12 protein-coding genes and 1 tRNA gene are annotated in these 13,905 nt (G+C 61.1%); all 13 read left to right on the top strand.

All coding sequences use genetic code 11. From position 1 onward, the window contains the following. Positions 1 to 12: 12 nt before the first annotated feature. The 13 genes from D7D26_RS00425 (at position 13) to D7D26_RS00365 (ending at position 13,891) form a co-directional block, all read left to right on the top strand. Complete coding sequence (locus D7D26_RS00425) at positions 13 to 1,521, top strand: transporter substrate-binding domain-containing protein (RefSeq protein WP_120371596.1); 1,509 nt, start codon at positions 13 to 15, stop codon at positions 1,519 to 1,521. 126 nt (positions 1,522 to 1,647) lie between these two features. Then, a complete protein-coding gene (locus D7D26_RS00420) occupies positions 1,648 to 2,424 on the top strand; it encodes an amino acid ABC transporter permease (RefSeq protein ID WP_233543410.1) in 777 nt (258 codons plus the stop codon). Further along, on the top strand, positions 2,411 to 3,133 hold the full coding sequence (locus D7D26_RS00415) for an amino acid ABC transporter ATP-binding protein (RefSeq protein WP_120371595.1): 723 nt from the start codon (positions 2,411 to 2,413) through the stop codon (positions 3,131 to 3,133). The genes D7D26_RS00420 and D7D26_RS00415 overlap by 14 nt, the downstream gene beginning before the upstream one ends. Positions 3,134 to 3,158: 25 nt before the next feature. Further along, positions 3,159 to 4,028, top strand: a complete 870-nt coding sequence (locus D7D26_RS00410) for a polysaccharide deacetylase family protein (RefSeq protein ID WP_120371594.1) — start codon at positions 3,159 to 3,161, stop codon at positions 4,026 to 4,028. Then, positions 4,021 to 4,857, top strand: a complete 837-nt coding sequence (locus D7D26_RS00405) for a polysaccharide deacetylase family protein (protein WP_120371593.1) — start codon at positions 4,021 to 4,023, stop codon at positions 4,855 to 4,857. The genes D7D26_RS00410 and D7D26_RS00405 overlap by 8 nt, the downstream gene beginning before the upstream one ends. 121 nt (positions 4,858 to 4,978) lie before the next feature. After that, positions 4,979 to 5,066: transfer RNA gene (locus D7D26_RS00400), tRNA-Ser, on the top strand. 483 nt (positions 5,067 to 5,549) lie between these two features. Beyond that, a complete protein-coding gene (locus tag D7D26_RS00395; protein ID WP_120371592.1) occupies positions 5,550 to 6,806 on the top strand; it encodes a CaiB/BaiF CoA transferase family protein in 1,257 nt (418 codons plus the stop codon). A gap of 418 nt (positions 6,807 to 7,224) precedes the next feature. Further along, entirely contained in the window at positions 7,225 to 8,652 is a 1,428-nt protein-coding gene (locus D7D26_RS00390) for an FTR1 family iron permease (RefSeq protein ID WP_120371591.1), read from the top strand. A 72-nt stretch (positions 8,653 to 8,724) separates the two neighbouring features. Continuing rightward, a complete protein-coding gene (locus D7D26_RS00385) occupies positions 8,725 to 9,321 on the top strand; it encodes an iron transporter (RefSeq protein WP_120371590.1) in 597 nt (198 codons plus the stop codon). 159 nt (positions 9,322 to 9,480) lie between these two features. After that, complete coding sequence (locus tag D7D26_RS00380) at positions 9,481 to 10,695, top strand: Fe-S-containing protein (protein WP_120371589.1); 1,215 nt, start codon at positions 9,481 to 9,483, stop codon at positions 10,693 to 10,695. A gap of 15 nt (positions 10,696 to 10,710) precedes the next feature. Then, entirely contained in the window at positions 10,711 to 11,997 is a 1,287-nt protein-coding gene (locus D7D26_RS00375; RefSeq protein WP_078015918.1) for an ABC transporter permease, read from the top strand. Next, complete coding sequence (locus tag D7D26_RS00370) at positions 11,987 to 13,195, top strand: ABC transporter permease (protein WP_120371588.1); 1,209 nt, start codon at positions 11,987 to 11,989, stop codon at positions 13,193 to 13,195. Before D7D26_RS00375 ends, D7D26_RS00370 begins: the two co-directional genes overlap by 11 nt. A gap of 3 nt (positions 13,196 to 13,198) precedes the next feature. Further along, the gene (locus tag D7D26_RS00365; RefSeq protein WP_120371587.1) at positions 13,199 to 13,891 is read left to right on the top strand and encodes an ABC transporter ATP-binding protein; all 693 of its coding nucleotides are present in this window, start codon (positions 13,199 to 13,201) and stop codon (positions 13,889 to 13,891) included. The last annotated feature ends 14 nt before the right edge of the window (positions 13,892 to 13,905 follow it).

Raw genomic sequence — 13,905 nt, 5'->3', positions numbered from 1 at the left:
GAGGAATAAAACATGAAATCCAGCGTCAAAAAATTTGCCGCCGGCGTTGCGGCGGTCATGCTGTGCGCCGTATCGGCCTGTGCGGCCAAGCCGCTCGAAGGGCAAAAGCTGAAGATGGCGGTCAGCCCCACGTTCCCGCCTTTCGAGTTCGAGCAGCTTGATGAGCGGGGCAACGCCCGCATCGTCGGCTACGATATCGACATGGTGGACGCGATCGCCGCGGAACTCGGCTTTACCTACGAGCTGGTGCACACCAACTTCAAGGGGCTGATGGGCGAGCTGGCCAGTCACCGCGTCGACTTCGTCGTCTCCGGCATGTCGCCCACCGAGGAACGCAAAAAGACCGTCGATTTCTCCGTGCCCTACTATTATTGTCAGACTTCGATCATCCAGCACAAGGGAACCAACATCAAGACCGTGGCGGACCTGAAGGGCAAAAAGATCGCCGCCTCCTTCGGCACTCAGTACGCCGACTTCGCCGAAGCGGCGGGCGCCGTCGTCGCCGCGATGGACAGCAGCACGTACAGCATGCAGGAGCTCCTGGCCGGCCGCGCCGACGGCGTGGTGCAGGACGCCGCCTCCGCTTCCATCCGCGTCAAGCAGCATCCCGAGCTCGAGTACTTTGTGCTGCCGCAGGACGAACTCGACAAGGTGCAGGGCGGCAACGTCTCCGACTGTTTCGCCGCCGTGTTCCCCAAGGGCTCGAAACTGGAACCGCTGTTCACCGGGCAGATCGAAAAGATGCAGGCCGACGGCACGATGAAGGCCATTTACGAGAAGTGGATCGGCCCCTGGCCCTACGACGCCAAGCCGCTTCAGGGCAAGCACTACAAGCTGGCGATCAACGCCACCTTCGCGCCGTTCGAGTTCGCCCGGGTGAACGACACGGGCGAGAGCGTCATCGCCGGTTTCGACATCGACGTGCTCGACGCCATCGCCGCGGCGCTCGGCTTTACCTACGAGATCAAGGACATGAACTTTTCCGGCCTGATCGGCGAGCTGCACAGCGGCCGCGCCGACTTCGTCATCTCCGGCCTGTCGGATACGGAAGAGCGCCGCAAGAGCGTCGATTTTTCCGTTCCCTATTATTTCTGCAAGACCGCCATCATCTCGCCGGCCGCCGCGCCGCTGAAGACCATGGCGGAGATGAAGGGCAAAAAGATCGCTACCGTGTTCGGCACCGAGTACGCCAAAGTGGTCGAGGCTTCCGGTTCTGTTCCGACGCTGCTCGACAACAGCACCATGGTCACCCAGGAACTGCTGAACGGGCGCGTCGACGGCGCCGTCATGGACGCCTCGCAGGCCAAGACCAAGTGCGAGCAGAACGAGGGCTACGTGTACCACGTCATCCCCAACGAAGAGCTCGAAAGCGCTCATTACGTTTCCGGCGCGTATTCCATCGCCTTTCAGAAAGGTTCCGAGCTGATCCCTCTGTTCAACGCCCAGATCGAGAAGATGTTCGCCAGCGGGCGGATGAACGAGCTGATCGTCAAGTGGATGGGCGAGGAGTTCGTGAAGTAACTTTTTTTCGAAAAAAGAGCGGCCGAGGGGCGCGCCGCCGTGCGGGGATCCCTTCGCCCCTGTGCGGCGGGCGCGCCGCGCGTCGCCGCGGCGGCTTTGCGAAACGCCGCAGGAAGGAAGAAACAATTGAGAAAGAACTTTTTCAACCGGAGAAAAACGGCGCCCGCATGGCTGGCATGCGCCGTCCTGCTGGCTCTGGCGGGGCTGGCGTGGGCCGCGCCGGCCCCGGCTCGGCGGTTCGCGCTGCACTTCGAACGCATCTGGCCCTATTACAAAGTCTTTTACCACGGCATGATCAATTCGCTCGAGGTGACCTTCATGTCCGTGATCATGGGTTCGGTCTGCGGCACCGTCCTGGCGCTGCTCAAAGTCTCGCGCCTCGGGCCGCTGTCGTGGTTCGCCACGGCCTACACCTCGGTGTTCCGCGGCACGCCGCTGATGGTGCAGCTGTTCCTCGTTTATTTCGCCACGCCGCAGCTCTTCGACTACCAGATCCCGGCCTTCAACGCCGTGGTGCTGACCTTCGGGCTCAACTCCGCCGCCTACGTGTCCGAGATCCTGCGCGGCGGCATCCAGTCCATCGACGTCGGCCAGCGCGAGGCCGCCATGGCCCTGGGCGTGCCCTACCGCGCCATGATGTTCGACATCGTCATTCCCCAGGCGCTGCGCACCGTGCTGCCGTCGCTGGTCAACGAGCTCATCGCCCTGCTCAAGGACACCTCCATCGTCGCCACCATCGGCATGCTCGACATGATGCGCGCCGCCCAGACCGCCATGAACTCCACTTATCTGGCCTTCGAGCCGTTCATCGTCGTCGCCGGCATGTACTACGTGCTCGTGATGATCTTCACGGTGATCGCCTCACGCCTGGAGAGGAGGCTGCACAAAAGTGATCGAAATTAAAAACTTGAAAAAACAATTCGGCTCCCTCGAGGTGCTTCGGGGCGTGAATCTAAAGATCGACGACGGCGAAGTGGTGTCCGTCATCGGCCCCTCCGGCTCGGGCAAGTCGACGCTGCTGCGCTGCATCAACCTGCTCGAAACGCCCACGTCGGGACAGGTCGTCATCGACGGGGTGGATATCACCGAAAGAGGCGTGGACATCCAGAAAGTGCGCGAGAACGTGGGCATGGTGTTTCAGCACTTCAACCTGTTCCAGAACAAGAACGTGCTCCAGAACATGATCTACGCGCCCATGAAAGTGCGCGGCCTTCCCGAGGCGCAGGCCGTCGAAAAGGCCATGAGGCTGCTCGAGCGCGTCGGCCTGGCCGACAAAGCCCGCGCTTATCCTTCCATGCTCTCCGGCGGCCAGCAGCAGCGCGTCGCCATCGCCCGCGCCCTGGCCATGGAACCGCGCACGCTGCTTTTCGACGAGCCCACTTCGGCGCTCGATCCGGAAATGGTCAAGGAAGTGCTCGACGTGATCCGCAGCCTGGTTTCCACGGGCATCACCATGGCGATCGTCACCCACGAGATGGGCTTCGCCCGCGAGGCTTCCGACCGCGTCTGCTTCGTCGACGAGGGCGTGATCGCCGAAGACGCCGCGCCGTCTGAGTTCTTCTCGTCGCCGCAGTCGGCGCGCGCCCGGCAGTTTTTGGAAAAAGTGCTTTAGACGCAGAGAAACGGAGACTGAAAAAATGGAAGACAGGCTTCTCTGGAAAGACGGCGCCCGCTGCGCCGTGATGCTGACGTTTGATCTCGACGGGGACACCACGTGGAAGAACGGCAACGCCCACTACGAAGGCGGCGACAAGTTCCTGAAAGCCCGCTCGGTAGGGCTTTACGGCCCCAACCGCGGCGCGCACGCCATCCTCGACCTGCTGAAGGAATACGGCGTTCCCGGCACGTTCTTCGTGCCCGGCAAAGTCGCCGAGGAGAACCCCGAGCTGATCCGCCGCATCGACGCCGAAGGGCACGAGATCGGCCAGCACGGCTACACGCACGAAATGTTCTTCAACTGCGGCCGCGAGCGGCAGATCGAGATCGTCGAAAAGTGCCAGAACATCTTCTGCGACCTGATCGGCAAACCGGCCCGCGGCTTTCGCACCCCGTCCGGCGACTGGTCGCTGGACACGCCGCGCCTGCTGTACGAGCGCGGCGTCGACTACAGCAGTTCGATGCGCGGCAACGACCGCCCCTATCACACCGCGATCGACGGCGAAAAGACCGATTTCATCGAGATCCCTACGCGCTGGGAACTGGACGATTACGTGGCCACCGCCTACAATTATTTCCCCGCCGAGCCCGACGGGCAGGACCGCATCTCCGGCTACGACCTGGTCTACGACAATTTCTCGCGCGAGTTCGACGGCTATTACGAATACGGCCTGTGCTTCGTCAGCATGATCCATCCGCAGGTCACCGGCACTCCCGGCCGCCTGCGCATCCTCGAAAAGCTGATCCGGCATATCAAGGAGCGAGGCGACGTCTGGGTCGCGCGCGGCGGCGAAGTGGCGCAGTGGTACCGCGAACATTACGACCGCGAGGAGGTCCTGAAAAATGCCTGAAATCGAGTGGAAGGACGGCGCCCGCTGCGCCGCCATGATCACCGTCAACCTCGACGCCGAGAATTTCTGGCTGGCCGTCGACCCCGACGTCTCGAAACGCCCGAAGACTCTGTCCATGGGGCAGTACGGTATGGACCGCGGCCTGCCGCGCCTGCTGGAGCTTCTTGACGATTTGGATATCAAGGCCACGTTTTTCGTGCCCGGTTCGACCGCCGCGGCCTACGCCGAAAAAGTGAAAGACGTCGCCGCCCGCGGCCACGAGATCGCCCTGCGCGGCTGCGAACTGCTCAACTGGGGCCTGCTGCCCGCCGAGCGGGCCGCGGCCGACATGGAAAAAGGCGCCGCCGTCCTCAAAAACGTCGTCGGCGAGCAGCCCAGAGGCTACCGCGCCCCCATCGCCGAGTTCACCCTCGACACCCTGCGCGCCGCCCATGCCAACGGCGCCGTGTATTCCAGCAGCCTCAGCAGCGACGACCGCCCCTTCTGGCTCGATCTGGGAAACGGCGAAAAACTGCTGGAGATCCCCGTTCACTGGGCGCTTTACGACCTGCCGTACTTCGCCTTCAACTACCACCCGCCCATGCCGAAGGGACAGGGGCGGATCGCAAATTACTCTCAGGTCTTCAACAACTTCCGCGAGGAGTTCCTCGGCTGCGCCGAGCGCGGCCTCTGTTACGTGCTCCAGCTCGACCCGCAGACCGCCTGCACTCCCGGCCGCATGCCGCTGCTGCGAGGACTGCTGGGCGAGATCAAGCAGAGCGACGCGGCCTGGCTCGCCACCGGCGGCGAGATGTACGATTACTGGTCCGCCGTTTATCCCGCGAAGTAGCGCCTTCCTGCGAAACGGGAAAGGTAGTTCTCCCCGCCGCCATCTTTGCGCGGCGCGTTTCAAAGCCGCGGCCGCAACTTGTCAAAAAACGCCCGCCTGTGTTATAATGCCCTTTGTCCGCGGAGGGGTGTCCGAGTGGTCGATGGTGCTTGCTTGGAAGGCATGTGTACCTTAGGGTACCGGAGGTTCGAATCCTCTCCCCTCCGCCAATGTTTCTTCATTAGACCCCAGGAAAGATGGAATTCAGTATAAAATCGTCAAGGCCCTGCAAATAGATGCAGGGCCTTTTGTCGTATCTGAAGATCATGGTCAGAAGGCGTCGAAAAAATCGACGATACCGGTTGCCCGAAAAACACCGGAACTTATACTGAACCTGAGCAATATTACCTTAGTATGATTATAGGATCTATTGCGAAAGTTTAGGCTTTTAATCGAATCAATTCCATGGTAAAACTAACATGCGCGTTCATGGTACAATAAAAACAGCGCTTGTCCTTGCGAAAATACCCTGACGCAACGGGTCTGAAACAAGGGTCTTCCGTTCTTCTCCACGGTGCGATCTCTCTGGCGCGGTTGCCGACTACAGGACGCTGATACCGGCCCTGATCGAGGAGATCAGAAGGCGAAAAGCCTGAGATTCGGGTGCGAGCTTTGTGCGGAGATTCATATCATTTCAAAGGAGGATCTTGTCCATGCGCGATCGTACGTTTATCATCCCGGAATTCGGCCCCCTTGCGGGGATGAGGATCATCGACAGCGGCTCTCTCATTGCGATGCCCTTTGCCGCCACGATGTTGGCCGATTTCGGAGCCGAAGTCATCCACATCGAGCGCCCCGGCGTCGGCGACACGCTGCGTTTGATGGCGCCGTTCGCCACCGTCAACGGGAAGAAAGTTTCCACGGCCTGGGCGCAGGATGCGAGAAACAAGCTGTCGATGACGCTTGAGCTCAACCTCCGGCATGAGGAAGTCAAAGAGATATTTTATGGACTCATCAAGGAAGCCGACGTCTTCATGGAGAACATGGTCTGGCTGGAGAAGCTCGGCATCTACGACGAGGAACTGCTGAAGGTCAATCCGAAGCTCGTCATCGTCCACGTCAGCGGACTTGGGCACAAGGAATTCGGCGGCGTCCCCTCGGTCTGCAACAGGGCTTCGTACGACATGATCGGGCAGGCGTTTTCCGGATGGCTGTACCTGCAGGGCGACCCCGACCGCGATCCGTCGGTGTCCAAACCTTATACGAACGACTTCGTTTCGGCGTTCGCCGTTCTCTTCGGTACGTTGGGCGCGTATATCAACGTTCAGAAGACGGGCAGGGGGCAGGTCGTCGACGTCGCGCAGTTCGAAGCGATGGCGCAGTATATGTGCGGCACCTACACTTCATACACCATGGCCGGGAAAATTTCCGAAAGAAGCGGCAACGCCTCGCCGGCGTTCCAGCCTTACAATATTTTCAAGTCGAAAGACGGGTTCCTCGTGGCGCTCGGCGCCTTTGGCCCGGGAGTGTACAAGAGGTTCATTCAGGGCGTCGGATTCGATCTCGACTATTTCAACTACGAGGATTGCTCGTCCGGCATAGAGGCCGTCGCCTCGCCCAAGGGACGCGAACTGAATCGGAAAGTCATCGAATGGTGCGCTTCTCTGACCGCCGCGGAAATCGAGCGGAAGATGGAGGAGGCGCGGGTCCCCTGCGCTGTGCTGAACACGGCCAAATCCGCCTTCGAGAACGAGCATTTCAAAAGCCGCAACGACTGGATCACGTACGAGGATCAGACCGTCGAAACCGAAATCACCGCCTTCGGCATCGCCCCGAAGATGTCCGAGACGCCGGGCAAAGTCTGGCGCGGGGCGCCGAAGCTCGGCCAGGACACCGAAAACATCCTCAAGACTCTCCTTGGATACGATGACGCCAAGATTTCGTCGCTGCAGGAAAAGGGGCTTATCTGACCAGGCTCGGGGGCGCCTCGGGGAAGAACTGTGCCGTAGAACCGCAAAAAAGCCGGAAAGAGCGCTGCGCTCTCTCCGGCTTTTTTGTTGCGGTGTTTTGGGCGTCGCCGCTGGAGGGAATGTTTTTAATTGATCTAAAGGGATTTTTTTGAAAAAACGCTTGACAGGTTGGTTAGGGGTGTTAAACTAACGCTGTATTAGTTAGCAACAACTAAGAAGAGCTGTGAAACATGCGGTCCGAGACTTACAGGGAGTCCCGTCCGAAAGTGCGAATTCCGTACGGAGCAGATCTTTCCGCGCACAACGAAAGATCTCGAGTGGAGCGTTGGCGCGCGAAGGATCTTTTCGCGCGGCCGGATTTTTGTCTTCCGGCGCGGCCGGGAGCTGGAAAATTAAATGTGCGTAAGGAGGCGGCACGATGCAGACAAAGAACATGTTGCGGCGCGGGCGGGGCTTGGGACTGCTTGCGGTCGCTGTTTTCTTCCTTCTTTTCTCTTCGGCGCAGGACGCTTCCGCGGCCAAGAAAAAGAAATACGACACGTGGAAAGCCGTGGCGGCGGACATGGCGGTTGAGTTCTCGCGCGCGCGGGAGAACGTCGAGAAGGGCGAGTACAAGGCCGCCCACAAGAACATGAACGACGCCTATTTCGGCTATTACGAGATCCAGGGCTTCGAGAAGAACGTCATGGTCGCCATCTCTTCGGCCCGCGTCGGCCACATCGAGGGCAAGTTCTCGGCCATCAAGCACGTACTGCTCGGCAACAACGACTCGATGGACAAGGCGACGCTCGTCAGCGAGATCGAGGATCTGAAGGTCAAGGTCTACAAGGACGCCATGGTCCTCGACGGCGACATCAGCGACACCGATCCGGACAGTCTCGGCGAGGCTGTCTACGGCCCGGCGGGCAAACCGGCGCCGTATGGCGCGGAAGCCGCCGGCGAACCGGAAAAGAAGAGCGAACCCGAGAAGGCCGCCGTTGTATCCGCAGATCAGGGCGCGCCGAGCGCGGCGCCCAGGAAAGCTCCGGTCAGCCGCGACTGGCTGACGTTCTTGACGGCGTTCGGACTCCTGGTCCGCGAGGGGCTCGAGGCGATCCTGGTCATCGTCGCCATCGTCGCTTATCTGATCAAGACGGGCAACACGCCGATGATCAAGAGCGTGTACCTCGGCTGTTTCGCCGCCGTTTTCGCCAGCGCGGTGCTGGCCTGGTTCCTGGAGTACATGATGGGCGACGCCAGCGGCGTGGCGCGCGAGCTGCTCGAGGGCTGGACGATGTTCCTGGCGGTGGCCGTGCTGTTCTACGTCAGCAACTGGATGCTCTCCAAGGCCGACACGGAGCGCTGGGAGAATTACATCGGCGGCAAGGTGCAGCAGTCGATCGACAGCAAGAGCCAGTGGACGCTGATCTTCGCGGCGTTCATCGCCGTGATGCGCGAGGGCGCGGAGCTGATCCTGTTCTACAAGGCGGCCTTCACGGGCGGCATGAACAGCGTCCCGCACATCGTCTACGGCATTCTCGCCGGCACGGCGGTGCTGGTCGCCGTCTGGGTGGCGTTCCGTTACTTCAGCGTCAAGCTGCCGCTCAAGCCGTTTTTCCTGTTCACCAGCATTTTGCTGTTTTTGATGTGCATTTCCTTCATGGGCAAGGGCGTGGTGGAACTGACGGAGGCCGACGTGATCACGGGGCGCACGGTCATCCCCGCGATGAAGGGCTTCCAGATCGAGATCCTCAGCATTTACGACCGCGCCGAGACGCTGATCCCGCAGGTCATGCTGCTGATCGCCTCGCTGTGGGTGACGCTGCCTCATCTGTTCGGCAAAAAGAAGGACGGGGGAGCGAAGTAGTTTTCATCTTCGGAAAGATTCCGCGCCGCGCGGAACTTTTATAGAACGCTATCTTTAAAGGAGGAAGTTCTTATGAAAAAGTCTTTTGTTGCAATGCTGGCCGGTCTTGCCGTGGTGGCTCTGGCGGCGTCCGCGATGGCCGCCCCCGCGGTGGAAAAGCCGGGTGAGAGCGGCTTTTCCGAGATCTCCATCGGCGAAGAGAAGCAGGTCGGCCCCTACAACGTCGCCGCCGTGTACTTCCAGGCCGTCGATATGTATCCCGCCGGCAAGAATCCTTCCAAGGAAGAGTCCGACATGCACCTCGAGGCCGACATCCACCTGCAGCCCGAATACGCCGTGCAGTACGGCTTCGGCGCCGGCGACAACATCTGGCCCGCGTACCTGACCGTCAAGTACGAGATACTCGACAAGAACAACAAGATCGTCATGTACGGTTCCTTCATGCCCATGAACGCCGATGACGGCCCCCATTACGGCGCCAACATCAAGAAGGGCCTGAAGGTCGGCACCTACACGCTGCGCTTCACCATCGAGCCGCCCACGGATTATCTCCTCCACACCGATCCCGAGACCGGCGTGCCGGCGAAGGAGAACGCCAAGGATTACTTCAAGACCTACACCTGCGATTTCAAATGGAAGTACACCGCTGAGCAGCTTCAGAATCAGTAAAATCGAGGTATAAGCAAAAAAAGAAGTCGAGTATGCGGGGAGCTGCGCTGCCGTAAGAGCAGAACAGCGCCCCGCTTTGGCTGTTTATTGAGAACGGGGGTCAGTCCCATTTTAAAATATCTTGTTGCGGTCACGGATCATCTCGCCTCCTTATCGTTTTTGACCGGCCTGATCCTCGGCTTCGCGACGCGGAGCCGAGAGAAAATCGGCCGTTCGATCGCCTGGGGTGGAATGGCGGCGGGGATCCTTCTCGGCTTTGTCGTTTTCGGCGTGCGCCTGTACGATCCCAAGGGCATGAATCTGCCCCTGACGCGGTTCAACCGCTGGGTCGTCGTCGCCGTCGCGGTTGTCGCGGCCGCGGCTCTTTTGTGGGCGCTGCTTTCGTCGCTGCCGCGCCGCGTCGAAGGCGCCTGGCGGACGCTGGGCGTCGTGCTGCTGGCGGCGCTGCTGGGCGTCGCCTTCATGTATCTGGCGCCGTCCGTGATCCAGTTCACTCAGGAGTTCGTCTATTTCGGCGAGAGCGGCTTCAGCACCAAGGCGCTGCTGCGCGCGATCGGCTTTGCCCTCGGTCTCGCGCTGTGCCTGCTGCTGGGCTTGAGTTCGTTCAAGGTCCATCGCGCTCTGGACGAGCGCGGCGGCATGGTGTTCCTCGGCGTCTCCGTGCTTTTCTTCTTCGTCGAATACGGCTTCAACGCCGTCGCTTCGCTGCAGAGACTGAAGATGATCCCGCTCAGCGACCTCGTGTTCGAGATCATGGTCCTGGGCGACGAATATGAAAATTATTTCCTCTTCGCTCAGCTGCTGCTGGGGCTGGTCATGCTGCTGTGGGTGATCGCCACGCACCGGCGCCCCGAAGGGGAGTTCGCCAACCGCGCCCTGCTGCGCAAGGAAAAAGCCCGCCTGCGCACCTGCCGCCGCTGGTCGTGGAGCCTGTTCTCCTGGGCTCTGGCGGCGGCGCTGACGGTGACGGCGCTCCATTATTACGACACCAAGCCTCCGGCGGAAGTGCCGCCGGAAGCTTACGATCTCAGCGACGGCATCATTTCCATAGACCTGGAAAAGGCGTCCGACGGGCACCTGCACAAATTTTCCTACGTTACGCCGAACGGCTACGACGTGCGCTTTCTCGTCGTCAAAAAGCCTGTCGGCACGGCCTATGGCGTCGGCCTGGACGCCTGCGAGATCTGCGGCGTCGCCGGATATTTCGAACGCGGCGACGACGTGGTCTGCCGCCGCTGCGACGTGGTCATGAACAAGAACACGATCGGCTTCAAGGGAGGCTGCAATCCGATTCCCTTCCCCTATGAGGTGCGGGAAGGCCGGATCTCCATCGATGTCAGGGAGCTCGAGCGCCACGAACGGCGCTTCAGGTAGGAGGCGGGAGCGGACATGTTCTGGAGAATGATTTGGCGGACGCTCGCCCGCCAGAAGAGCAAGATGCTGATGATCGCTTTCACCGTCATCCTCGGCGTATCGTTGTCCACGGCGATGATGAACGTCATGCTGGGCGTCGGCGACAAGGTCAACCGCGAGCTGAAAGTTTACGGCGCCAACATCACCGTGCGCCACAAGGACGCGGCGCTGATGAACGATCTCTACGGTCTCAGCGAGGGACTGGGCGTCACCGACAAGTTCCTGTACGAAGAGGACGTGCTCAAGCTCAAGACGATCTTCTGGGGGTTCAACATCATCGACTTCGCGCCGATGATCGACGGACGCGCCCGGGTCAACGGCGGCGAGGAAGTCCCGCTGTTGGGAGCCTGGGTGCAGAAACACGCCGTGCTGAACACCGGCGAGGAGATCGACACCGGTCTGCGCCCCTTGCGCAACTGGTGGCAGATCGACATGAAGGGCGACTGGCTCGGCGAAGACGACGACGGCTTCGTCATGGTCGGCGGCGCTCTGGCCGAACGGCTTCAAATCGGCGTCGGCGGCGAACTGACGCTGACGCATAACGGCGCGGCGAAAAAAGTGACCGTCAAGGGCATCTTCAACGACGGCGGCGCGGCCGACGGCCAGATCGTCGGCACGCTGAAAATGGTGCAGGAGCTCATGAGTCTGCCCGGCAAGGTCTCGCGCCTCGAAGTCTCGGCGCTGACCACGCCCGACAACGATCTGGCGCGAAAGGCCGCCCAGGATCCGCGCAGCCTCTCGCCCGAAGAGTACGAGACATGGTACTGTACGGCCTACGTCAGCGCCATCTGCCACCAGATCCAGGAAGTGGTGCGCGACGGCGTGGCCAAGCCCGTGCGTCAGGTGGCGGAGTCGGAGGGGACGATCCTCAACAAGACGACGCTGCTGATGATCCTGATCACGATCCTCAGCTCCATCGGCTCGGCGCTGGCGATCTCCAACCTGATCACGGCCAGCGTGATCGAGCGCAGCCAGGAACTGGGGCTGCTCAAGGCGCTCGGCGCCCATAACTATCAGATCGTGCTGCTGGTGCTGGTCGAGGTGATGATGACCAGCCTGTTCGGCGGCGCGCTGGGATATTTCCTCGGCATCGGCTTCGCGCAGATCATCGGCCAGACGGTCTTCGGCTCCTCCATCGAGATCGCGCGGCTGGTGATCGTGATCGTGGCCGTGATCCTGTTCTTCGTGACGCTGTTCGGCTCGATCCCGGCGATCCGTTACCTGCTGAACCTGAAACCGACGGAGGTCCTCCATGGTAAATAGAAGACGGAAAATGTACCTCAAAATGGTGACGAGTTCGCTGATCCGGCGCGCCTCGCGGCTGATCAGCGCCGTGCTGGCTATCGCGATCGGCGCCACCATCCTGTCGGGCCTGGTGACGATCTACTATGACATCCCGCGTCAGTTGGGGCGCGAATTCCGCTCCTACGGCGCCAATCTGCTGCTGTTGCCCAAGGGCGACGCCCGCATCAGCCGCGAAGACCTCGAACGGGTGCGCGGCATCATCGGCTCCGACCGCATCGTCGGCATGGCGCCGTACCGTTACCAGACGGTGAAGATCAACGAGCAGCCCTACATTATCGCCGGCACCGACCTGCCGCAGGCGAAGAAGAACAGCCCCTTCTGGTACGTGGAAGGAGACTGGGGCAGCGCCGCCGCGCCCGACCAGGTGATGGTCGGCAAGGAGATCGCCGAGACGCTGAATTTGTCCATCGGCGACACGTTCACCGTGCTGGGCGTCAAGTACGGCCGCCGCGCCGAAGCCTCCGGGCAGAACCTGTCGGCGGAAGAGAACCGCGTCCGCGACGAAGGCGAACAGAATTTCGCCAAGAAATTGACCGTCTGCGGCATCGTCACCACCGGCGGCGCCGAAGAGGGCTTCATCTTCGCCGACGTGGACATGCTCGACGGTCTGATCGGCGACAGCTTCCGAGGCGACGTGGTGGAGTGCAGCGTCGTGGCCGATTCGGAGCAGATGGAAGAACTGACCGCCGCCCTGGAGGCGGAGATGCCCGGCATCCAGCCGCGCGCCGTGCGCCGTCTCACCCAGTCGCAGGACATCGTGCTGGGCAAGCTGCAGGCGCTGGTGCTGCTGGTCACGGTAGTGGTGCTGATCATCACGATGATCTCGGTTTCCACCACGATGATGGCCATGGTCGCCGAGCGCCGCCGCGAGATCGCCCTGAAAAAAGCGCTTGGCGCCGAGAATCGCCTCGTCATGGGCGAACTGCTCGGCGAAGGCGTGCTGCTGGGCCTGATCGGCAGCGTCGTCGGCGTGTTCCTCGGCTTCGAGTTCGCGCAGCGCGTCAGTTTGAACGTCTTCGGCCGGGCCATCGACTTCCAGTGGCCCATCATCCCCGTTACCATCGCGGTTTTCATCGCGATCACCGTGCTCGCTTCGATCCTGCCGGTGCGCCGGGTAATGGACATTCATCCCGCGATCGTGCTCAGGGGGGAATAAAAATTGGGTAAGATTCTCGAATTGAAAGATGTTTCCAAGATCTACGGCGACCTGCATGCCCTCTCGCATATCAACCTGACGGTGAACGAAGGCGAGTGGCTGTCCATCATGGGGCCTTCCGGCTCCGGCAAGACGACGATGCTGAACGTCATCGGCTGCATGGACACTCCCTCCGAGGGCAGCGTCGTTCTCGACGGCGCCGACATCAGCCGCGAGAGCGCCGCGAACCTGACGAAGATCCGCCGCGACAAGATCGGCCTGATCTTCCAGCAGTTTCACCTGATCAGTTATCTTTCCGCTCTCGAAAACGTCATGGTCGCCCAGTATTACCACAGCATGCCCGACGAGAAAGAGGCCATGGACGCTCTGGAAAAAGTCGGTTTGGGACAGCGCGCCCATCATTTGCCCACGCAGCTTTCCGGCGGCGAGCAGCAGCGCGTCTGCATCGCCCGCGCGCTGATCAATTCGCCCCGCATCCTGCTCGGCGACGAGCCGACGGGCAACCTCGACGAGGAGAACGAACGCATCGTCGTGGACATCTTCCATCGCCTGCACGACGAGGGCGTGACGCTGATCGTCGTCACCCACGATCCCGAAGTCGGCGACGTGGCGCAGCGCAAGATCGTGCTGGAGCACGGCAAGATCGTTCAGGATATCGACCAGCGCGCCAGTTTCAGCGGCGTGCTGAGAGCGTAAAGGAGAGCGCGTAT

The sequence above is a fragment of the Pyramidobacter sp. CG50-2 genome, assembly GCF_003612005.1.
GTDB lineage: Bacteria > Synergistota > Synergistia > Synergistales > Dethiosulfovibrionaceae > Pyramidobacter.
This window is presented reverse-complemented; position numbering and strand designations above follow the sequence as displayed.